This is a genomic window from Polaromonas sp. CT11-55 (assembly GCF_047303325.1).
In the GTDB taxonomy this organism is placed as follows: domain Bacteria; phylum Pseudomonadota; class Gammaproteobacteria; order Burkholderiales; family Burkholderiaceae_C; genus Polaromonas.
Genome location: NZ_JBKBEX010000003.1, coordinates 326,120 through 346,419, shown reverse-complemented (window position 1 = coordinate 346,419; position 20,300 = coordinate 326,120). Strand labels below are relative to the sequence as shown.

Sequence of the window (20,300 nt, the reverse complement as noted above, 5' to 3'; positions counted from 1 at the left end):
TGTAGAGGGTTGAACTTGCAGAGCATAAGGTCCCCTTTCGGTCGCTTTGTCAGCACAATAGTGCCATCAGATCACACGTCGACCACGTCAACAGCATAATTAAATGGGCACCATATGAACGCTAATGACTTACTGCGCCTGATACGCGGTCCTGAACAGCAAGAGAGCACCAACCCGGCTGCCCAAAATGATCTGATCTCATGGCTTCAGACGCAGCGGCGCGATGGGAAAGTCGCCCTCTACGCCTCAGCCACGCACGGGATGGCTTCGGTCTTGGTGCACTCAGTGCTGGTCAAGACGTCGAAGCTCGCCGGGGGCCTCCGCGGCATTGCCGACTGGCAAGGCAATCCGTATGACTCTCCTAGCTGCTCTTTGGTGACGGGAGGCAACCAGTCGGCCCAGGTCGAAATGTTCTATCCCTGGCGTGAGCGACAACCCGCCCCATTGATTGGAGCCATCCAGCTTGTTTTTGCGCGGACATTTGATGCCCGACTGGGCGGACGAACCTACTTCGAGCTCTCCCAAGATTTGACCCTAGCGCACGGCTTACATTGGCTTGAAGAGAAACAGGCTTGGTGCAGGTTCGACGAGAACGGTGAGGTTGTCGCGATGGCAGGTGTCGAGCACGCCGGAAATGGCGATCACGGTGCGGCGGCACAGTTAGTCTGGGTAGACCATGACCTTCTGCAACGGCACATGTCTGCCAGTGGCACGTCCTTGGTCCAAATGTTCGACGCCATTCCGATACCCTCAGGGTTGCCAACATCGGAGCATCCGGCAGGGGAAGAGGTTGGCAATTTTGAGTCCGGACTCATCTATCGCAGCGGGATGAGCGGGGCCGGAGGCTACGCGAGGGGTGTTTATCTACTTGGCCCCGACCAGACAGCGCAAGAACGCGGGATGGCCGAAGCGTCGGCTGACGATACCCCCAAGGAGTACGAAACCTTCACCATTCTCGACTGGAAGAACGAGAAAGTCGTCGAATGCAGCAGCTCGCCTGACGCCCAAGCTTCTTATTTCCAGAAGGATTCGCCGCTGCCTTTCCAGACATCACCGGTGTTTTTCCGGCCAGACGTGCTGGATCGCTACAAAGCTGATCCCGACAAGTATCAGCTGAGCCACCGGTCGATCACCTGTCGGCATGCGTGGTCCCTCCAGAGTTATGACGTCAACGCCGCTGGCCAGGTACACACATACATCCGATATCTTGGCTATCTGCCTATCGCTGAACAGCGCTACTGGAAAGCTTTCAACGAACCGCCCAAGGGTGGTATTTCTGAGCGGTCGTTTAAGACGGATTTCGAAGGCAGCTGGGACGTGGAGCCCGACAATCTCGACGCCCTGAAATCGACGCTCAACGAGCTCGCACGCAGCAACCATCCCTGGTTCCAGCTGAAGCAGCCATCGCTCATCGAGCAGCTCCACTATCCGCTCACTGCCTCCAACAAGATCTGGGACGACACGCTGATCGACATGGTCAAAGCCGTGACTGAAAGCCTCGTCAAAGATGAACTGAAGAAAATCGCAGTCGCCGCCGGCGCCAAGGGCGACCCTACCATGGGCTCCATTAAGTGGCTGCGCGAGGCGCTGATTGCAAAGGGGACCGATGAAGACCAGGCCGAAACGCTCGTAAAGCCATTTGGTGAGCTTCAGTTCTTCCGCACGAGACTGGCGGCCCATGCTGGTGGCGCGGGAGCGGCGCAGCTCCGCCAAGACCTATTGAAGGAGTACGGAACGCCCCGCCAGCACATCGACTCTCTGGCGGGCCGGTTGAGTGCGTCGTTGAAGGACATCCCAATGATATTGGGCGCCCAGCGGCTTAGGTGACGCATTGAGAGCATCAACGCGGCGTAGCTGAAACATAGGCGCTACGCCTATCGACTCAAACGAGTTGGCTATCAGACGCAGTATGTCGGGGAAGAAAAGAGCCCGCTCCAGAGGGTCACGCAGGTAAACCCAAAGGTCACAACGTCTATTGCGATATTCCGTGACGACACAGCTCTCGTCACAGACCTCGTCACAAAGCAAAACGCCCACATAAAGTGGGCGTTTGCTACTAGCTTGGTTAGCTAGGGTGTTGGTTGCGCGGGCAAGATTTGAACTTACGACCTTTGGGTTATGAGCCCAACGAGCTACCAGGCTGCTCCACCGCGCGGTATTTGTATATTGTAGCTTACTCTGCCTTGGCCGCGTCAGCGGTAGTGTCTTCCGACGCTTCGGGGCGATCCACCAGTTCAACCAGGGCCATGGGTGCATTGTCGCCAACGCGGAAACCCATCTTCAGGATGCGGGTGTAGCCGCCGGGACGAGCCTTGTAGCGGGGGCCGATTTCAGCAAACAGCTTGACGACCATATCGCGGTCGCGCAGGCGGTCAAACGCCAGGCGCTTGTTGGCCAGTGTGGGTTCCTTGCCCAGGGTGATCATGGGCTCCACCACACGGCGCAATTCCTTGGCCTTGGGCAGGGTGGTCTTGATGACTTCGTGCTGCAGCAGCGAGTTCATCATGTTGCGCAGCATGGCGAGGCGGTGCTCGCTGGTGCGGTTGAGTTTACGTAGTCCGTGTCCGTGGCGCATGATCAATTTCCTTTTTTAAAATCCGGGCAGCCGTATCAGGTACTGCCCGTGCGAGACCCCTTTGAGGCGGGTCTTGTGGGTTCAACAACTAATTAACGCTTGTCGAGGCCGGCGGGGGGCCAGCTTTCCAGGCGCATTCCGAGCGTGAGGCCGCGGGAGGCCAGCACTTCCTTGATTTCATTGAGGGATTTACGTCCCAGATTGGGGGTCTTGAGCAGCTCGTTTTCAGTGCGCTGGATCAGGTCGCCAATGTAGTAAATGTTTTCGGCCTTGAGGCAGTTGGCCGAACGCACGGTGAGTTCGAGCTCGTCGACGGGGCGCAGCAGGATGGGGTCGAACTGCTGCGAGCTGCGCTGAACGGGTGCGTCGAACGCTGCCAGTTCATTGCCTTCGAGCTGCGCGAACACCGCGAGCTGCTCAACCAGGATCTTGGCCGAGGCACGGACAGCGTCTTCCGCGGTCACGGCGCCGTTGGTTTCGATTTCCAGCACGAGCTTGTCGAGGTCGGTGCGCTGCTCGACGCGGGCGCTTTCAACGGTGTAGCTGACGCGCTTGACGGGCGAGAACGAGGCGTCCAGCACGATGCGGCCGATGGATTTCGGCGACTCGTCGCCGTAGCGGCGCTGGTTGCCGGGCACATAGCCGCGGCCGTTTTCAACCTTGATCTGCATATCGATCTTGCCGCCGTGCGACAGGTTCACGATGACGTGCTCAGGGTTGATGATTTCGACGTCGTGCGGCGTCTGGATGTCGGCGGCGGTAACGGGGCCTTCGCCGTCCTTGCGCAGGCTCAGCGTGACTTCGTCGCGGTTGTGGAGCTTGAAAACCACACCCTTGAGATTCAACAGGATGTTGACGACGTCTTCCTGCACACCGTCGATGGACGAGTACTCGTGCAGGACACCCGCGATGGTGACTTCGGTGGCGGCGTGGCCGACCATGGACGACAACAGTACGCGGCGCAGTGCGTTGCCCAGCGTGTGGCCGTAGCCGCGCTCGAAGGGCTCCAGAGTCACCTTGGCGCGGTTGGCGCCAAGTTGCTCGACATTGATGGTTTTTGGTTTCAACAAATTGGTCTGCATGCAGTCTTCCTCTCAATACCCTCGGTTCGTTACACCGATAAGGCCGGCGAAGCACACCCTGGCGGCACGGTGCCCCGTGCCGCAGGAACGAAAATTAGCGTGAGTACAACTCGACGATCAACGACTCGTTGATGTCGGCGGCGAACTCATCGCGGTCAGGAACCTTCTTGAAGGTGCCTTCGCCCTTGTCGGCGTTCACATCAACCCAGGCGGGCAGACCGACCTGTTTTGCGAGCTCGAGAGCTTCGGTGATGCGGGTCTGCTTCTTCGACTTCTCGCGCACGGCGATGACGTCGCCGGTCTTGACCATGTACGAAGGAATGTTGACCGTGCCGCCGTTGACCGTGATGGCCTTGTGCGACACCAGCTGGCGCGCTTCAGCGCGGGTCGAGCCGAAGCCCATGCGGTACACCACGTTGTCCAGGCGGCATTCCAGGATGAACAACAGGTTGGCGCCGGTGTTGCCCTTGCGGCGATCGGCTTCCTCGAAGTAGCGGCGGAACTGCTTCTCGAGCACGCCGTACATGCGCTTGACTTTTTGCTTTTCGCGCAGTTGCAGGCCGAAGTCGGAGGTACGGGTACCGGAGGTACGGCCGTGCTGGCCCGGCTTGGAGTCGAATTTGGCCTTGTCGCTGATGGCGCGGCGGGCGCTCTTCAGGAACAGGTCGGTGCCTTCACGGCGGGATAGTTTGGCCTTGGGGCCGAGGTAACGTGCCACTTGAGTGTCCTTTTTTCATCTGCTGCATTTACATGCAGGAGCCGGAGGTCGTGACCTGCCGGCGGTGGGCTTGGTAAAAATGCCTGGTATCTGACGGGCTAAAACGCCCGCCGGACAGCCAGGCACGGAGGATTAAATGCGGCGGCGCTTTTGCGGGCGGCAGCCGTTGTGCGGAACCGGGGTCACGTCGGCAATGGAATTGATCCGGATGCCCAGTGCGCCCAATGCGCGAACAGACGATTCACGGCCGGGACCAGGACCCTTGATTTCAACGTCAAGGTTCTTGATGCCCTGCTCAATGGCGGCGCGGCCAGCGACTTCCGAAGCGACCTGCGCTGCGAAAGGCGTGGATTTGCGTGAGCCCTTGAAGCCCTGGCCACCGGAGGAAGCCCAGGACAAGGCATTGCCCTGGCGATCCGTAATGGTGATGATCGTGTTGTTGAAAGAAGCGTGCACGTGGGCGATGCCATCGGCCACGTTCTTGCGAACTTTCTTGCGAACGCGCTGTGCGGCGTTATTGCTTGGTGATTTTGCCATGACGACCTCTCAATTATTTCTTCAAAGCTGCAGCGGCCTTGCGCGGGCCCTTGCGGGTGCGGGCGTTGGTCCGGGTGCGCTGGCCGCGCATGGGCAGGCCACGACGGTGGCGGAAGCCGCGGTAGCAGCCGATGTCCATCAGGCGCTTGATGTTCATCGTGGTTTCACGACGCAAGTCACCTTCGATGGTGAACAGGGCGATCTGCTCACGGATTTTTTCCAGGTCGCCGTCGGTCAGGTCTTTGACCTTCTTGGCGTAGGCGATGTCGCATGCTTCGCAAATCTTGCGAGCGCGCGTGCGACCGATGCCAAAGATAGCAGTCAAGCCGATTTCGGCGTGCTGCTGCGGCGGAATATTGATACCAGCGATACGAGCCATGTTCGTCCTCTAAAACTCTTGAAATCAGCCTTGACGCTGTTTGTGGCGCGGGTCCGTGCAGATCACACGGACAACGCCCTTGCGCCGGATAACCTTGCAGTTGCGGCAAATCTTCTTGACCGAAGCTGAAACTCTCATTTCTATTACTCCTAAACTTTCACTCTGTGCCTACTTGGCACGGAAAACAATGCGTGCCCGCGATAAATCGTAAGGCGTCAATTCAACCGTCACTTTGTCGCCGGGAAGGATGCGAATGTAGTGCATACGCATTTTTCCCGAGATATGCCCCAGTACAACATGTCCATTTTCAAGCTTCACCCTGAAAGTCGCATTGGGGAGGTTTTCCACAACCTCGCCTTGCATCTGGATCACATCGTCTTTAGACATATCCCATCAAATACCCAGTTAACCGCCCAGTGACGTCTTGAAGTTCGCCTTTTTAAGCAACGACTCATACTGTTGCGACATCATGTAGTTCTGCACCTGGGCCATGAAATCCATGGTCACCACGACAATAATCATCAACGACGTGCCGCCGAAATAGAAAGGCACGTTGTATTTCAAAATCAGAAATTCCGGCAGCAGACACACGAATGTGATGTACACCGCACCTGCCAGCGTCAAACGCACCAGGATTTTGTCAATGTAGCGAGCCGTCTGGTCACCAGGCCGGATGCCCGGAATGAAGGCGCCGCTCTTTTTCAGGTTATCCGCCGTTTCACGGCTGTTGAACACCAGGGCCGTGTAGAAGAAGCAGAAGAACACAATCGCGCTGGCATACAGCATCACGTAGATCGGCTGGCCGGGTGTCAGCGTGCTGGCGATGTCTTTCAACCAGCGCATGCTCTCACCGGCGCTGAACCAGCCCACCACGGTTGCCGGCAGCAGGATGATCGACGAGGCGAAGATCGGAGGGATCACGCCCGCCATGTTCAGCTTCAGTGGCAAGTGCGACGACTGGCCGCCGTAGACCTTGTTGCCCACCTGGCGCCGCGCGTAATTCACAAGAATCTTGCGCTGCCCGCGTTCCACGAACACCACAAAGTAGGTCACCAGGACGACAACCGCGACGATCACGATGGCCACCACAATGCTCATGGCACCGGTACGCACCAACTCCAGCAAACCACCCATCGCGTTCGGCAGGCCGGCTGCGATACCCGCGAAAATCAGGATCGAGATGCCGTTGCCCAGACCGCGCTCGGTAATCTGCTCACCCAGCCACATCAGGAACATGGTGCCGGCCGTCAGGCTGAAAACCGCCGTCATGCGGAAACCGAAACCAGGCACCAGGACCAGGCCCGGCGAGCTTTCCAGTGCCACGGCAATACCCATGGACTGAAACAAAGCCAGGGCCAACGTGCCGTAGCGCGTGTACTGGGTAATCTTGCGGCGGCCGCTTTCACCCTCTTTTTTCATCTGCTCGAACGTCGGAACGACGTAAGTCATCAGTTGCATGATGATCGAGGCCGAGATGTAGGGCATGATGCCCAGGGCAAACACGGTGAATCGCGAGAGGGCACCACCCGAGAACATATTGAACAGATTCAATATGCCGCCTTGCTGGCCCTTGAAAAGCTCTTTCAGCTGGCCAGGGTCGATCCCCGGCACCGGGATGTGCGCGCCAATGCGGTACACCACCAGGGCCAGCAGCAAAAACACAAGCCTGTTGCGCAGGTCACCGTACTTGCCGGTTTTCGCAATTTGAGCCGAGTTGGTTGCCACTGATTTATCCAGTCAGGTATTTAAGCGATGGAGCCGCCGGCGGCTTCAATCACGGCCTTGGCAGCCGCCGTGGCGGAAATGCCGTTCAGCTTCACAGCCTTGGTCAGTTCGCCCGTCTTGACGACCTTGACGTTCTTGGCGAGCTGGCCCACCAGGCCGGCAGTCTTCAGTGCCAGCAGATCCACTTCGGCCAGGCCGAGCTGCTCCAGCGCGCCGAGGGTGACCTCGGCGTTGAACTTCAGCAGGTGCGACTTGAAGCCGCGCTTGGGCAAGCGGCGCTGCATGGGCATTTGACCGCCCTCGAAGCCCACCTTGTGGTAACCGCCCGCGCGGGACTTCTGGCCCTTGTGGCCGCGACCCGAGGTTTTGCCCAGGCCGGAGCCGATGCCGCGGCCGACACGGCGCTTGGCATGTTTGGCGCCTTGACCAGGCTTGATTCCGTTCAATTCCATGATGAGTCTCCGCTCAGACAATCTTGACCAGATAGCTGATCTTGTTGATCATGCCGCGCACTGCGGGCGTGTCCTGCAGTTCGCTGACGCTGTTGACGCCACGCAGGCCCAGACCACGCACGGTGGCGCGATGCGATTCCTTGGTGCCAATCGGGCTGCGAACCAGCTGGACTTTAAGTTTGGTTTCTTTGGTCATTTCAATGCCGCCTTAACCGAAGATTTCTTCGACAGACTTGCCACGCTTGGCCGCGATTTCCGAAGCGGTCGTGGAGTTGTTCAGTGCATCCATGGTGGCGCGCACCATGTTGTAGGGATTGCTCGAACCATGGCTCTTGGCCACGATGTCGGTAATGCCCATGACTTCGAAAACAGCGCGCATTGGTCCGCCGGCAATGATGCCGGTACCCTTGGGAGCCGGCGCCATCATGACGCTGGCCGCACCGTGGTGGCCGAACACATTGTGATGAAGGGTACCGTTCTTCAACGAGACCTTGGTCATGTTGCGGCGCGCTTCTTCCATGGCCTTTTGCACGGCTGCAGGCACTTCTTTCGACTTGCCCTTGCCCATGCCGACGCGGCCGTCACCGTCACCAACCACCGTGAGCGCGGCGAAACCGAGGATACGGCCGCCCTTCACGACTTTGGTCACGCGGTTGACCGCGATCATTTTTTCCTTCAGACCATCGTCTGGAGCGTCGTTGTTCGATTTTGCTTGAAACTTAGCCATACTTAATTCCAGTCTGCTTAGAACTGCAAACCAGCTTCGCGAGCCGCATCAGCCAGCGCTTTGACGCGGCCGTGGTACGCAAAACCGGCGCGATCAAACGCCACTTTTTCCACACCTGCTGCTTTTGCCTTCTCGGCAATGCGCTTGCCAATGGCTTGCGCAGCAGCAACGTTTCCGCCTTTACCCGAGGCGCCGATCTCCTTGCGCACTTCCACTTCCGCGGTGGAAGCGGCAGCCAGAACCTTGGTGCCGTCGCCAGAGATAACGCTGGCGTAGATGTGCAGATTGGTACGGTTGACGGTCAGACGGGCAACACCTTGCGTGGCAATGCGGATGCGGGTCTGACGTGAACGACGAAGGCGCTGCTCTTTTTTGGTCAACATGATGCAGCTCCTTATTTCTTCTTGGTTTCTTTGATCGTGATTTTCTCATCCGCATAACGGATGCCCTTGCCCTTGTAAGGCTCGGGAGGACGGACGGCGCGCACTTCGGCGGCGATCTGTCCCACACGCTGGCGGTCGGAACCCTTGATCACGACTTCGGTCGGGGTGGGCGTTTCGACCTTGATACCGGCCGGCATGTCCATCACCACCGGGTGGGAGTAACCCACCGTCAGGTTCAGCTTGGCGCCTTGGGCCTGGGCCTTGTAACCCACGCCGATCAGGCTGAGCTTCTTCTCGAAGCCCTTGGTCACGCCGGTCACCATGTTGTTCACGAGCTGGCGCATCGTGCCGCTCATGGCATTGGCTTCACGCGAATCGTTGGCCGGCTCAAAGGTCAGCTTGCCGGCATCGTTCTTGATGGTGACAAGCGCGTTCTGGGTCAGCGCCAGAGTGCCGAGGGCGCCCTTGACGTTGATCTGGTCGTTTTTCATGGCCACGTCTACGCCCTGTGGGACGGAGACCGGCATTTTTCCTACACGAGACATTTCAGTTTCTCCTCAATGCCGCCGTTAGGCCACGTAGCAAAGCACTTCACCACCGATACCGGTAGCGCGGGCTTTACGATCGGTCATGACGCCTTTCGGGGTCGTGACAATTGCCACGCCAAGGCCGTTCATGACCTGGGGGATGGCGCCATGGCCTTTGTAGACGCGGAGACCGGGGCGGCTGACGCGCTCGATGCGCTCAATCACGGGGCGGCCTGCGTAATACTTCAGGGCGATTTCCAGCTGGGACTTGCCTTCATCGGTCTTGACGGAGAAGCCATCGATGTAGCCCTCATCCTTCAGTACCTGCGCGATGGCAACTTTGACTTTCGACGACGGCACCAGCACGACGGCTTTTTCAACCATTTGTGCATTGCGGATGCGGGTCAACATGTCGGCGATAGGATCACTCATGCTCATTTTGTGGTTCTCCTATGCTTACCAGCTTGCCTTGGTGATACCAGGGATATCACCAGCAAAAGCCAACTCGCGAATCTTGGCGCGAGCCAGGCCGAATTGACGGAACGTACCGCGCGGGCGACCCGTGATCTCGCAGCGGTTGCGCTGGCGAGTCGGGTTGGCGTTGCGGGGCAACTTTTGCAGCTCAAGGCGAGCCAGGGCGCGTTCTTCATCGGAGCGCTTGGCGTCGTTGGACGTCGCCTTGAGTTCAGCGTATTTTTTGGCGAACTTGGCGGCGAGTTTTTCGCGCTTCAGTTCACGTTGCAGTAAAGCTTGTTTTGCCATGTCCCGCCTCAGTTCTTGAACGGAAAACGGAAAGCGGTGAGGAGCGCCTTGCACTCTTCATCGGTCTTTGCCGTGGTGGTGATGCTGATATTGAGACCGCGCAGGGCGTCAACCTTGTCGTACTCGATCTCAGGGAAAATGATCTGCTCTTTCACGCCGATGTTGTAGTTTCCGCGGCCGTCGAAGGCCCGGCCGGAAATACCGCGGAAGTCGCGCACGCGGGGCAGGGCCACGGTGACAAAACGATCGAGGAACTCATACATCTTCACGCCGCGCAGGGTCACCATGCAGCCGATGGGCAGGTCTTCGCGGATCTTGAAACCGGCGATAGCCTTCTTGGCCTTGGTCACGACGGGCTTCTGGCCGGCGATCTTGGTCATGTCGCCGACGGCGTTGTCCATGACCTTCTTGTCGGCGACAGCCTCGCTCACGCCCATGTTGAGCGTGATCTTGGTGATGCGGGGAACCTGCATGGGCGAGGTGTAGCCGAATTTTTCAACCAGGCTGGGGGCGATTTTTTCGCGGTACTGGGTTTGCAGGCGGGCCTGCAAAGCAGCTTGTGCTGCGGGTGCGGTCTTTGCCATGTTATGCAACCTTGATTTCTTCGCCGCTGGACTTGAAGACGCGCACTTTCTTGCCGTCAGCCAGAAGCTTGATGCCAACGCGATCCGCCTTGCCGGTTGCGGCATTGAAGATTGCCACGTTCGACTGGTGAATCGGCATGCTTTTTTCGACGATGCCGCCGGTGGTGCCCTTGAGAGGGTTGGGCTTGGTGTGTTTTTTCACCAGGTTAATGCCCTCAACCACGACATGGCTGTCGTCTTTGCGCAGCGAAATCTTGCCGCGCTTGCCTTTGTCGCGACCGGCGATCACGATGATCTCGTCGCCCTTACGAATCTTGTTCATGGCGCGTCCTTACAGAACTTCAGGAGCCAGGGACACGATCTTCATGAACTTTTCAGTGCGCAGTTCGCGCGTCACTGGTCCGAAGATGCGGGTGCCGATAGGCTCCAGCTTGGCGTTAAGCAACACGGCTGCGTTGCCATCGAATTTGACGAGGGAGCCGTCACCGCGGCGGATGCCCTTGGCGGTGCGAACGACCACAGCGCTATAAACCTCGCCTTTTTTGACGCGGCCACGCGGAGCGGCTTCTTTGATGCTCACCTTGATGACGTCACCAACGCTGGCGTACCGGCGCTTGGAGCCGCCCAGAACCTTGATGCACATCACGGACTTGGCACCCGTGTTGTCAGCAACATCGAGCTTGGATTGCGTTTGAATCATTTAAATGTGTTCCCAACTTGCACCGGAAGGCAACCCCTTGGGATCGCCAGCCAATCAGTCTTGGGCCTGTCGTCCACACCGCAAACCACTTGCAATGCTTCCGTTAGGCAGAATTCCTCGCCTTTTTAGAGCGAAGCCCACGATTATCACTGAATCACCTGGCAGTGTCAACCGGCTGGTGTGAAAATATCCCAACAGCGCTTTGCCAAGCGAACCCTGCGGCCCGGAAAGCGCCCGGAACGGGCACGCCCAAGTAGGCGAACTTCAAGTAAAAAATTGACCCGAGACCAATACCAGAAAGAAAAGCTCGCTATAAAAAGCGGAGCGATTTAGGGCGACACTCAGTCTGGCAGGCTCAGATATTGGCCGCAGAGCGCCAAAAATGCATCCAGCTGCGGATCCACCCCGTTTTCCTGCTGCAGCAGGACCGCCACTTCCGGCGCCAGGGTCCGGGCCAGCGCGGCGTCGAGGAACAGCAGCCGCGAACGCCGCGCCAGCACGTCTTCCACCGTGCGCGCATATTCGTGGCGGGCGGCAAAGCGCACCATGGCCTCCGTCAGGCCGCCGCCCAGTTCGCGGCCGGCGCCTGGCAGGCTGTCCAGGGAAGCCGCCTCGCTGCCATATAGATGAGGGCCGGGGGCCTCGCTGATCTTATGACCCGAGTTGTGAGCGCCAACTAACTTTAAATGCGCAGTGGTGCTGCCGGCCCGGGCGGGCAGCAGCGCCGCGCCGAAACATTTGTCCAGCACGTCTTCCGCCATGGCGCGGTAGGTGGTCCATTTCCCGCCGGTCACCGTGACCAGGCCGCTTTTGCTGACCAGCACCGTGTGCTCGCGCGACAACGCCTGGGTGCTGCCGGCATCGTCGTCCGGCGGCTTGACCAGGGGTCGCAGACCCACCCAGATGCTCTTGATGTCCGCCGGACCCGGGGCACGGCTCAGGTAACGCGCCGATTCGCGCAGGATGAAATCGACCTCTTCCCGGAAAGGCAGCGGCTCACGGGCCAGATCGTGGCGCGGCGTGTCTGTGGTGCCCAAAATGGTTTTACCCAGCCAGGGCACGGCAAACAACACCCGGCCGTCGGCCGTCTTGGGCACCAGCAGGGCATGGTCGGTGGGCAAGAACGAGCGGTCCACCACGATATGGACACCCTGGCTGGGCGCCACCATGGGTTTGGTGTCGCGGCCTATGGCCTGGCCGTCCTGCAGGCGCAGCTGGTCCACCCAGACGCCGGCCGCGTTCACCACGCAGCTGGCCCGGATCTCAAACGTGCGGCCGGTTTCCTGGTCGCGCGCATGCAGGCCGACCAGCTTGCCGCCTTCATGGATCAGGCCGGTGGCCGCACAGTAATTGACCAGCAACGCCCCCTGGCTTGCGGCCGTGCGGGCCAGCGCCAGCGCCAGCCGCGCGTCGTCGAACTGGCCATCCCAGTACTTGACGCCGCCCTTGAGGTCCCGCGGCTGCACCGTCGGGAGGTAAGCCAGGGTTTCCTGGCGATTGAGGAATTCGGTCGCGCCCAGGCCGGCCTTGCCGGCCAGCGCGTCATACATCTTGAGCCCTATGCCGTAGAACGGCGCTTCCCAGAATTTGTAGGAAGGCATGACAAAAGGCAGCGGCTGCGCCAGGTGCGGTGCATTGGCCAGCAAGGTGGTGCGCTCCAGCAAGGCTTCGCGCACCAGTGAAATATTGCCCTGCGCGAGGTAGCGCACGCCGCCGTGCACCAGCTTGGTGGCGCGCGAGGAGGTGCCCTTGGCGAAGTCATGCGACTCCACCAGCACCACGGAAAACCCGCGCGCGGCGGCGTCGAGCGCCACGCCCAGGCCGGTGGCGCCGCCGCCGATGATGGCGATGTCGTAGTGGCGCGGCGCGGCCAGGCTGTCCATCAAGTCCTGGCGCCGCGTGGCGGCAGGTGCGAATTCAGTCGACATGGGCTTTGATTCCCGTTCCATACAAACCCATTTTTTTAAAGTGGCGACGAGCTTACCCCAGCGCCGTGGCGGCAAGCGCCGCCCTCATCCGCGAAAAACGGGCCGTGCGGTACAACAGCGCCGCACGGCCCTCCGCGGCTTAACGCACCTTGCCGTCTTTCCAGGCCTGCAGCAGCTTGTCGTAGTTGATGGTCTCGCCCTTGGGCTTTTCATTGGCCAGCTTGGCCCATGGCGCGCCCTTGTCGCTCAGCCATTTGGCCGGGTCGCTCTTGGGGTTGAGCTTGGGCGCGCAGTGGGCCATGCCAGCGCGCTCCAGGCGGCCCATCACCTGGTCCATCTCGTCGGCCAGGTTGTCCATCGCGCCTTGCGGCGTTTTTTCACCCGTCACGGCCTGCGCCACGTTCTTCCACCAGAGCTGCGCCAGCTTGGGGTAGTCGGGCACGTTGTTGCCGGTCGGCGTCCAGGCCACGCGGGCCGGGCTGCGGTAGAACTCGATCAAGCCGCCGTAGTTGGCGGCGTTCTTGGTGAAGTACTCGTGGTGGATGTCGCTGTCGCGGATGAAGGTCAGGCCCACCACCGATTTCTTGGCCGAAACCGTCTTGGAGGTGATGAACTGCGCATACAGCCAGGCGGCGGCGACTTTGTTGGCATCATGGTCCTTGAAGAAGGTCCAGGAGCCCACGTCCTGGTAGCCGTTTTGCATGCCCTGCTTCCAGTAGGGGCCATTGGGGCCGGGCGCCATGCGCCACTTCGGCGTACCGTCGGCATTGACGACCGGCAGGCCCTTCTTGGTCATGTCGGCGGTAAAGGCCGTGTACCAGAAGATCTGCTGGGCGATCTGCCCCTGGGCCGGCACCGGGCCGGCCTCACCGAAGGTCATGCCGCTGGCCTCCTTGGGCGCGTACTTCTTCATCCAGTCCACATACTTGGTCAACGCGTAGACCGCCGCTGGCGAATTGGTGGCGCCGCCGCGCGCCACCGAAGCGCCCACCGGCGTGCATTTGTCGGCCGCCACGCGGATGCCCCACTCGTCCACCGGCATGCCATTGGGAATGCCCTTGTCGGCGGTGCCGGCCATGGACAGCCAGGCGTCGGTAAAGCGCCAGCCCAGCGAGGGGTCCTTCTTGCCGTAGTCCATGTGGCCGTAGATGGGCTTGCCGTCTATGGTCTTCACGTCGTTGGTGAAGAACTCGGCGATGTCCTCATAGGCGCTCCAGTTCAGCGGCACGCCCAGGTCGTAGCCGTACTTGGCCTTGAACTTGTCCTGCAGGTCCTTGCGCGCGAATAGGTCGGCGCGGAACCAGTAAAGGTTGGCGAACTGCTGGTCGGGCAGCTGGTAGAGCTTGCCGTCGGGCGCCGTCGTGAAGCTGGTGCCTATGAAGTCCTTGAGGTCCAGGCCCGGGTTGGTGTATTCCTTGCCCGCGCCGGCCATGTAGTCGGACAGCGCCAGGATCTTGCCGTAGCGGTAGTGGGTGCCTATCAGGTCGGAGTCCGAAATCCAGCCGTCGTAAATCGACTTGCCCGATTGCATGGAGGTCTGCAGTTTTTCAACCACGTCGCCTTCCTGGATGATGTCGTGCTTGACCTTGATGCCGGTGATTTCCTCAAAGGCCTTGGCCAGCGTCTTTGATTCGTACTCGTGGGTAGTGATGGTCTCGGACACCACCGAGATTTCCTTCACGCCCTTGGCCTGCAGCTTCTTGGCCGCGTCGATGAACCACTTCATCTCCGCCTGCTGCTTGTCCTTGGACAGCGTGGAAGGCTGGAATTCGCTGTCGATCCACTTCTTCGCCTCGGCCTCGCCGGCCCAGCCGGGGCTGGCCATGGCACACACCGCGGCCACTGCCAGTGCCGTATAACGCATCTTCATGACTTGTCTCCTCATTGGTTCACTCCCCGTGGTTGAAGGCTTGTTCGGCTCCGGGGAATATGAGCCGGGTTCCTTTTCTCTGCACTTCTCTTTCCTGTCGCTTGCTAACCCTTGCGCATGATCACGGCGAGCAACACCATGGACAGCACAAAACTGATCCAGATCGAGGGATCCCCCTCCAGCCCCAGCCAGCCGGCCAGCTTGCCGCTGATGCCGACAAAAATCAGGTTCACATAGGCCGCGCTGAGCAGGCCTATGAACAGCCGGTCGCCGCGCGTGGTTTCCAGCGGCAGGAAGCCGCGCCGCATCGTCGTCGGCGACTTGATCTCCCACACCGTCATGCCCACCAGCATCAGCACGATGCAACTAAAGAAAATCGCGACCGGCGTCGTCCAGGCCATCCACTCAAACATCTGTCATCTCCTTCTAGACCCTGCCCATCGCGAAACCCTTCGCGATGTAATTGCGTACAAACCAAATCACGATGGCGCCCGGGACTATGGTCAGCACGCCAGCCGCGGCCAGCGTGGCCCAGTCCATGCCCGAGGCCGACACCGTGCGCGTCATGGTCGCGACGATGGGCTTGGCGTTGACGCTGGTCAGCGTGCGCGCCAGCAGCAGTTCCACCCAGCTGAACATGAAGCAGAAAAACGCCGCCACGCCCACGCCGGCCTTGATCAGCGGCAGGAAGATGCGTACAAAAAAGCGCGGGAAGGAATAGCCGTCGATGTAGGCGGTCTCGTCGATCTCGCGCGGAATGCCGCTCATGAAACCTTCCAGGATCCACACGGCCAGCGGCACATTGAACAGCAGGTGAGCCAGGGCAACGGCAATGTGCGTGTCCATCAGCCCCACCGTGGTGTAGAGCTGGAAGAAGGGCAGCAAAAACACCGCGGGCGGGGTCATGCGGTTGGTCAGCAGCCAGAAGAACACATGCTTGTCACCCAGGAAGCTGTAGCGCGAGAACGCATAGGCAGCCGGCAAGGCCACGGTGATGGAGATCACCGTGTTGATGGCAACGTAGATCAGGCTGTTGATGTAGCCCGAATACCAGGACGGGTCGGTGAAGATGGTCTTGTAGTTGTCCCAGGTGAATTGCTGGGGAAAGAAGGAAAAGCTCGACAAAATCTCGCTGTTGGTCTTGAAGCTCATGTTGACCATCCAGTAGATGGGCAGCAGGGCGAACAGGATGTAGGCGATGAGGAACAGCGTGCGCGCCTGGAATTTCGGTGTGTTCATTCCACGCCCTCCTTCTCCTGCGTGCCCACGCGCTGCATCCAGTTGTAGAGGATGAAGCACAGCAACAGGATGATCAAAAAGTAAATCAGCGAGAAAGCCGCCGCCGGGCCCAGGTCGAACTGGCCGACGGCTTTTTGCGTGAGGTATTGCGACAGAAAGGTCGTGGCATTGCCCGGCCCGCCGCCCGTGAGCACAAAGGGCTCGGTATAGATCATGAAGCTGTCCATGAAGCGCAGCAGCACGGCGATCATCAGCACGCCGCGCATTTTCGGCAGCTGGATGTAGCGGAACACCGCGAACTTGCTCGCGCCGTCAATGCGCGCGGCCTGGTAGTAGGCGTCCGGAATCGAGCGCAGGCCGGCGTAACCCAGCAGGGCCACCAGCGGCGTCCAGTGCCAGACATCCATCATCAGCACCGTGATCCAGGCGTGCGTGGCATTGCCGGTGTAGCTGTAGTCAAAGCCCATCTTCTGCAGCATCGCGCCCAAGAGGCCTATGTCGGCCCGGCCGTAAATCTGCCAGATGGTGCCGACCACGTTCCAGGGGATCAGCAGCGACAGCGCGACCAGCACCAGCACCAGCGAGGCCTTCCAGCCCTGCGCCGGCATGGACAGCGCCAGCGCGATGCCCAGCGGGATCTCGACCGCCAGCACCGCCAGCGAGAAAGTCAGCTGGCGCCACAGCGCCGCATGCAAATCCTCGTCGCGCATGACCGAGGCAAACCACTCGGTGCCGACGAACACGCGCCGTTCGGGCGAGATGATGTCCTGCACCGAATAGTTGACCACCGTCATCAGCGGCAGGATGGCGGAAAAGGCCACGCAGATGATGACCGGCAGCACCAGCAGCCAGGCCTTCTGGTTAACAGGCTTCGTCGTCGTGCTCATGCTTCCACCAGTTCATCGTTGAGGTACAGGCAGGTGTGTGTGCCCATGACCTGCAGCCAGACCTCTTCACCCACCTGCGGCGCGCGGGAGGCGGGGTTCAGGCGGGCTTTCAGGGTGTGCTCGCCGATGCGCGCTGTCAGCATCCAGTGCGTGCCTATGTCCTGCACCAGCGTGACGGTAAAGGGCAGCGCCGCCGGGTCGCCGGGCGCGGTCTTCACCACATATTCGGGGCGCACGCCCAGCTTGAGCTCGCCGTCGGGCATGGCGCGCCCGGACGGCAGCGCCAGCGGCCGGTCGGCGACGCGCAGCGCGCCGCCGGACACCGTGGCCGGCAGGAAGTTCATGCCCGGCGAGCCGATGAAGTGGCCGACAAAGGTATGGCGGGGCCGCTCGAACAGCGCGTCGGCCGAGCCGGTCTGCACCGCGCGGCCGCGCGTCATCACCACCACCTCTTCGGCAAAGGTCAGCGCCTCGACCTGGTCGTGGGTGACGTAGATCAGCGTGAGCTTGAGCTCGTGGTGGATCTGCTTGAGCTTGCGCCGCAGCTGCCATTTGAGGTGTGGGTCGATCACGGTGAGCGGCTCGTCGAACAGCACGGCCGACACGTCGGGCCGCACCAGGCCGCGGCCCAGCGAGATCTTCTGCTTGGCGTCCGCCGCCAGCCCGGCGGCGCGCTGGTTGAGCTGGCCGCTCATATCCAGCATCTCGGCGATCTCGCCCACGCGTTTTTTGATCTGCGCCTCGGGCACCTTGCGGTTGCGCAGCGGAAAGGCCAGGTTCTCGGCCACCGTCATGGTGTCGTAGATCACCGGGAACTGGAAAACCTGCGCGATGTTGCGCTGCTGCGGCGTCGCGCGCGTCACGTCCACGCCGTCGAACTTGACGCTGCCCTGCGAGGGCACCAGCAGGCCGGACATGATGTTGAGCATGGTCGTCTTGCCGCAGCCCGAGGGGCCCAGCAGCGCGTAGGCGCCGCCGTCGCGAAAGCTCATGGTCAGCGGCAGCAACGCGTAGTCGCTGTCCTCGCGCGGGTTGGGCCGGTAGGCATGGGCCAGGTCCAGGTCAATGCGCGCCATGAGACCTCCGTGGAGCCAAGAGCAACGCGCCTTCGGCGTCGAAAACATAAACCTGCGCCGGGTCCAGGTACAGGGTGACGGGCGCGCCCAGATCGAAATAGTGCACGCCCGTGAGCTGCGCCACCAGCTCGCCCACCGCCGTTACCACGTGGACAAAAGTGTCGGAGCCCGAGATCTCGGCCAGCTCGACCTTGCCGGGCAGCGCCACGTCGCCCTCGCGCGCCGTGACACGCAGGGCGCTGCCGCGAACCCCTGCCGTGAAAGAGACGAGGCGCTGTGCCGGCGCGTCCGGTAGTTTCAGCGCCAGCGCCGGGCCGCCCGCCAGCTGCAGGCCCTGAGCAGCGGGCAGCGCCGCGATCAGGTTCATGGGCGGGTCGCTGAAGGCCCGCGCCACGCGCAGCGACTGCGGCGCGTGGAAAACCTCGGCCGTCGGGCCGTATTGCAACAGCTCACCGCCGTCCATCACGGCGGTGTAGCCGCCCAGCAGCAGGGCTTCGCCGGGCTCGGTGGTGGCATAAATGACCGTGGAATCGCCCGCGGCGAACAGCTGGGTCAGCTCCTCGCGCAATTCCTCGCGCAGCTTGTAGTCGAGGTTGACCAGTGGCTCGTCCAGCAGCATCAGCGGCGCGCCCTTGGCCAGCGCGCGCGCCAGGGCCACGCGCTGCTGCTGCCCGCCCGAGAGTTCGGCCGGGTAACGGTCCAGGAACATGTCGATGTGCAGACGCTCGGCCAGGCCGCGCACCTTCTGCTCTATGTCTTTTTCGCCGCGCAACTTGAGCGGCGAGGCGATGTTGTCGGCCACGCGCAGCGAGGGGTAGTTGATGAACTGCTGGTAGACCATGGCGACGTTGCGCTCGCGCACCGGCATGCCGGTCACGTCGGCGGCGTTAACCAGGACCTTGCCGTGCGTGGGCACGTCCAGGCCGGCCATGATGCGCATCAGGCTGGTTTTGCCGGCCTGCGTGGCGCCCAGCAACACAGTGACTTCGCCGCTGCGCGGCGCCAGGCTCATGTCGTACAGCCATTGCTCGGCGCCGACTTTTTTGCTGATCTGGTCCAGGGACAGCTGCATCACGCCGCTCCCCCGCCCCGCAGGGGCTGGAACAGGCCGCCGAACACCCCGGCCGGGACTGCGGCAGGCAAGAAATTTGAAACAGTCAACAAGAAAGCGTCTCCCGAGGATTTGTAGACGGAACTTGGTAAGTTCGGTTTTTTTCTATTTTTCTTCCTTTCTGATTGTTTTATCTAATTGTTTTCCCTTATCTGTTTCCTTTTGTTTCGATATAAAGTTTCTCCACGGCCACACAGCTGTCATTCTTAGGTCCTTTTAATTCCCGATTTCCCCCAGATTCCCCCAGACTTGGACCCGCGTGAACTCCAATCCCAGGCAAATCAAGCTTCTTGACGTGGTCCGCGCCCACGGCTCGGCCTCCGTCGAACAGCTTGCCGACAAGCTCAACGTGACCCTGCAGACCGTCAGGCGGGACGTGCAGCGCCTGTCCGAAGCCGGCTTGCTGACGCGCTTTCACGGCGGCGTGCGGGTGCCCACGTCGACCATTGAAAACATCGCGCACCGCCAGCGCGAAAGCCTCAACGCCGAAGGCAAGGCGCGCATCGCCGAGGCCGTTGCCAGGCGCATCCCGAACGATTGCTCGCTGATCCTGAATATCGGCACGACCACCGAGGCGGTCGCCAAGGCCTTGCTGAACCACAAGGGGCTGCGCGTCATCACCAACAACCTCAATGTGGCGGCCATCCTGTGCGGCAACACCGACTGCGAGGTCATCGTGGCCGGCGGCGTGGTGCGCGCGCGCGACCGCGGCATCGTGGGCGAGGCGGCGGTGGACTTCATACGCCAGTTCCGCGTCGATATCGCCGTCATCGGCATTTCCGGCATAGAGCCCGATGGCTCGCTGCGCGACTTCGACTACCGCGAGGTCAAGGTCGCGCAGACCATCATCGAGCACGCCCGCGAGGTCTGGCTGGCCGCCGACAGCAGCAAATTCAACCGCCCGGCCATGGTCGAGCTGGCCAGGCTTTCACAAATCGACCGGCTCTTCACCGACATGCCGCCGCCCGATCCCTTTCCGGCCCTGCTGGAGGAAGCGGACGTCAGCTGCGAAGTGGCGCATCCCTGAACGCCGGGCAA

27 protein-coding genes and 1 tRNA gene are annotated in these 20,300 nt (G+C 60.9%); 2 read left to right on the top strand and 26 right to left on the bottom strand.

Annotation, left to right across the window (positions count from 1 at the left end; all coding sequences use genetic code 11):
- Positions 1 to 114 precede the first annotated feature (114 nt).
- The gene (locus ACEN8I_RS05230; RefSeq protein ID WP_413327002.1) at positions 115 to 1,827 is read left to right on the top strand and encodes a hypothetical protein; all 1,713 of its coding nucleotides are present in this window, start codon (positions 115 to 117) and stop codon (positions 1,825 to 1,827) included.
- A 251-nt stretch (positions 1,828 to 2,078) separates the two neighbouring features.
- Here ACEN8I_RS05230 and ACEN8I_RS05225 read toward each other — a convergent pair.
- The 26 genes from ACEN8I_RS05225 to ACEN8I_RS05100 all read right to left on the bottom strand — a co-directional run bounded on the left by ACEN8I_RS05225 (position 2,079) and on the right by ACEN8I_RS05100 (position 19,223).
- Positions 2,079 to 2,155: transfer RNA gene (locus tag ACEN8I_RS05225), tRNA-Met, on the bottom strand.
- 18 nt (positions 2,156 to 2,173) lie between these two features.
- The gene (gene rplQ, locus ACEN8I_RS05220) at positions 2,174 to 2,575 is read right to left on the bottom strand and encodes a 50S ribosomal protein L17 (RefSeq protein ID WP_413327000.1); all 402 of its coding nucleotides are present in this window, start codon (positions 2,573 to 2,575) and stop codon (positions 2,174 to 2,176) included.
- 92 nt (positions 2,576 to 2,667) lie between these two features.
- The gene (locus tag ACEN8I_RS05215) at positions 2,668 to 3,657 is read right to left on the bottom strand and encodes a DNA-directed RNA polymerase subunit alpha (protein WP_007869294.1); all 990 of its coding nucleotides are present in this window, start codon (positions 3,655 to 3,657) and stop codon (positions 2,668 to 2,670) included.
- Positions 3,658 to 3,751: 94 nt separating this feature from the next.
- Positions 3,752 to 4,375: a 30S ribosomal protein S4 gene (gene rpsD, locus ACEN8I_RS05210; protein ID WP_007869291.1), complete on the bottom strand. Its 624-nt coding sequence runs from the start codon at positions 4,373 to 4,375 to the stop codon at positions 3,752 to 3,754.
- Positions 4,376 to 4,507: 132 nt separating this feature from the next.
- A complete protein-coding gene (gene rpsK, locus ACEN8I_RS05205; RefSeq protein WP_007869288.1) occupies positions 4,508 to 4,912 on the bottom strand; it encodes a 30S ribosomal protein S11 in 405 nt (134 codons plus the stop codon).
- 13 nt (positions 4,913 to 4,925) lie between these two features.
- Positions 4,926 to 5,291 carry a 30S ribosomal protein S13 gene (gene rpsM, locus ACEN8I_RS05200; RefSeq protein WP_074579313.1) on the bottom strand — a complete coding sequence of 122 codons (366 nt, stop codon included), beginning with the start codon at positions 5,289 to 5,291 and terminating at the stop codon, positions 4,926 to 4,928.
- Between the two features lie 24 nt (positions 5,292 to 5,315).
- On the bottom strand, positions 5,316 to 5,429 hold the full coding sequence (gene rpmJ, locus ACEN8I_RS05195; RefSeq protein WP_028820150.1) for a 50S ribosomal protein L36: 114 nt from the start codon (positions 5,427 to 5,429) through the stop codon (positions 5,316 to 5,318).
- A 30-nt stretch (positions 5,430 to 5,459) separates the two neighbouring features.
- A complete protein-coding gene (gene infA / locus ACEN8I_RS05190) occupies positions 5,460 to 5,678 on the bottom strand; it encodes a translation initiation factor IF-1 (RefSeq protein WP_007869286.1) in 219 nt (72 codons plus the stop codon).
- An 18-nt stretch (positions 5,679 to 5,696) separates the two neighbouring features.
- The gene (gene secY, locus ACEN8I_RS05185) at positions 5,697 to 7,016 is read right to left on the bottom strand and encodes a preprotein translocase subunit SecY (protein ID WP_413326995.1); all 1,320 of its coding nucleotides are present in this window, start codon (positions 7,014 to 7,016) and stop codon (positions 5,697 to 5,699) included.
- A gap of 20 nt (positions 7,017 to 7,036) precedes the next feature.
- On the bottom strand, positions 7,037 to 7,468 hold the full coding sequence (rplO, locus tag ACEN8I_RS05180; RefSeq protein WP_413326992.1) for a 50S ribosomal protein L15: 432 nt from the start codon (positions 7,466 to 7,468) through the stop codon (positions 7,037 to 7,039).
- 13 nt (positions 7,469 to 7,481) lie between these two features.
- Positions 7,482 to 7,664: a 50S ribosomal protein L30 gene (gene rpmD, locus ACEN8I_RS05175; protein WP_007869277.1), complete on the bottom strand. Its 183-nt coding sequence runs from the start codon at positions 7,662 to 7,664 to the stop codon at positions 7,482 to 7,484.
- A 12-nt stretch (positions 7,665 to 7,676) separates the two neighbouring features.
- Complete coding sequence (gene rpsE, locus ACEN8I_RS05170) at positions 7,677 to 8,195, bottom strand: 30S ribosomal protein S5 (RefSeq protein ID WP_036838811.1); 519 nt, start codon at positions 8,193 to 8,195, stop codon at positions 7,677 to 7,679.
- A gap of 17 nt (positions 8,196 to 8,212) precedes the next feature.
- Complete coding sequence (gene rplR, locus ACEN8I_RS05165; RefSeq protein ID WP_007869273.1) at positions 8,213 to 8,578, bottom strand: 50S ribosomal protein L18; 366 nt, start codon at positions 8,576 to 8,578, stop codon at positions 8,213 to 8,215.
- An 11-nt stretch (positions 8,579 to 8,589) separates the two neighbouring features.
- On the bottom strand, positions 8,590 to 9,123 hold the full coding sequence (gene rplF / locus ACEN8I_RS05160; protein ID WP_413326987.1) for a 50S ribosomal protein L6: 534 nt from the start codon (positions 9,121 to 9,123) through the stop codon (positions 8,590 to 8,592).
- A gap of 24 nt (positions 9,124 to 9,147) precedes the next feature.
- Positions 9,148 to 9,543, bottom strand: a complete 396-nt coding sequence (gene rpsH / locus ACEN8I_RS05155; protein ID WP_007869267.1) for a 30S ribosomal protein S8 — start codon at positions 9,541 to 9,543, stop codon at positions 9,148 to 9,150.
- A gap of 18 nt (positions 9,544 to 9,561) precedes the next feature.
- On the bottom strand, positions 9,562 to 9,867 hold the full coding sequence (rpsN, locus tag ACEN8I_RS05150) for a 30S ribosomal protein S14 (protein WP_092130237.1): 306 nt from the start codon (positions 9,865 to 9,867) through the stop codon (positions 9,562 to 9,564).
- Between the two features lie 8 nt (positions 9,868 to 9,875).
- Positions 9,876 to 10,451: a 50S ribosomal protein L5 gene (gene rplE / locus ACEN8I_RS05145; RefSeq protein ID WP_413326983.1), complete on the bottom strand. Its 576-nt coding sequence runs from the start codon at positions 10,449 to 10,451 to the stop codon at positions 9,876 to 9,878.
- A 1-nt stretch (position 10,452) separates the two neighbouring features.
- A complete protein-coding gene (gene rplX / locus ACEN8I_RS05140) occupies positions 10,453 to 10,773 on the bottom strand; it encodes a 50S ribosomal protein L24 (RefSeq protein ID WP_007869250.1) in 321 nt (106 codons plus the stop codon).
- A gap of 9 nt (positions 10,774 to 10,782) precedes the next feature.
- Positions 10,783 to 11,151, bottom strand: coding sequence for a 50S ribosomal protein L14 (rplN, locus tag ACEN8I_RS05135; RefSeq protein ID WP_007869247.1), 369 nt, complete (start codon positions 11,149 to 11,151; stop codon positions 10,783 to 10,785).
- Between the two features lie 341 nt (positions 11,152 to 11,492).
- The gene (locus ACEN8I_RS05130) at positions 11,493 to 13,079 is read right to left on the bottom strand and encodes an FAD-dependent oxidoreductase (protein WP_413326979.1); all 1,587 of its coding nucleotides are present in this window, start codon (positions 13,077 to 13,079) and stop codon (positions 11,493 to 11,495) included.
- Between the two features lie 139 nt (positions 13,080 to 13,218).
- Positions 13,219 to 14,949, bottom strand: coding sequence for an ABC transporter substrate-binding protein (locus ACEN8I_RS05125; protein WP_413326977.1), 1,731 nt, complete (start codon positions 14,947 to 14,949; stop codon positions 13,219 to 13,221).
- A 104-nt stretch (positions 14,950 to 15,053) separates the two neighbouring features.
- On the bottom strand, positions 15,054 to 15,362 hold the full coding sequence (locus tag ACEN8I_RS05120; protein WP_413326975.1) for a DUF2160 domain-containing protein: 309 nt from the start codon (positions 15,360 to 15,362) through the stop codon (positions 15,054 to 15,056).
- Between the two features lie 13 nt (positions 15,363 to 15,375).
- Positions 15,376 to 16,188 carry a carbohydrate ABC transporter permease gene (locus ACEN8I_RS05115; RefSeq protein ID WP_413326973.1) on the bottom strand — a complete coding sequence of 271 codons (813 nt, stop codon included), beginning with the start codon at positions 16,186 to 16,188 and terminating at the stop codon, positions 15,376 to 15,378.
- Positions 16,185 to 17,075 (bottom strand): carbohydrate ABC transporter permease, encoded by an 891-nt coding sequence (locus ACEN8I_RS05110; protein ID WP_413326971.1) that lies wholly within the window; start codon positions 17,073 to 17,075, stop codon positions 16,185 to 16,187. The genes ACEN8I_RS05115 and ACEN8I_RS05110 overlap by 4 nt, the downstream gene beginning before the upstream one ends.
- Positions 17,072 to 18,151 (bottom strand): ABC transporter ATP-binding protein, encoded by a 1,080-nt coding sequence (locus tag ACEN8I_RS05105; RefSeq protein ID WP_413326969.1) that lies wholly within the window; start codon positions 18,149 to 18,151, stop codon positions 17,072 to 17,074. Before ACEN8I_RS05105 ends, ACEN8I_RS05110 begins: the two co-directional genes overlap by 4 nt.
- Positions 18,138 to 19,223 carry an ABC transporter ATP-binding protein gene (locus tag ACEN8I_RS05100; RefSeq protein WP_413326967.1) on the bottom strand — a complete coding sequence of 362 codons (1,086 nt, stop codon included), beginning with the start codon at positions 19,221 to 19,223 and terminating at the stop codon, positions 18,138 to 18,140. The genes ACEN8I_RS05105 and ACEN8I_RS05100 overlap by 14 nt, the downstream gene beginning before the upstream one ends.
- Before the next feature lie 298 nt (positions 19,224 to 19,521).
- Between ACEN8I_RS05100 and ACEN8I_RS05095 the strand changes: the two genes are divergently transcribed.
- Entirely contained in the window at positions 19,522 to 20,289 is a 768-nt protein-coding gene (locus tag ACEN8I_RS05095; protein ID WP_413326965.1) for a DeoR/GlpR family DNA-binding transcription regulator, read from the top strand.
- Positions 20,290 to 20,300: the final 11 nt, after the last annotated feature.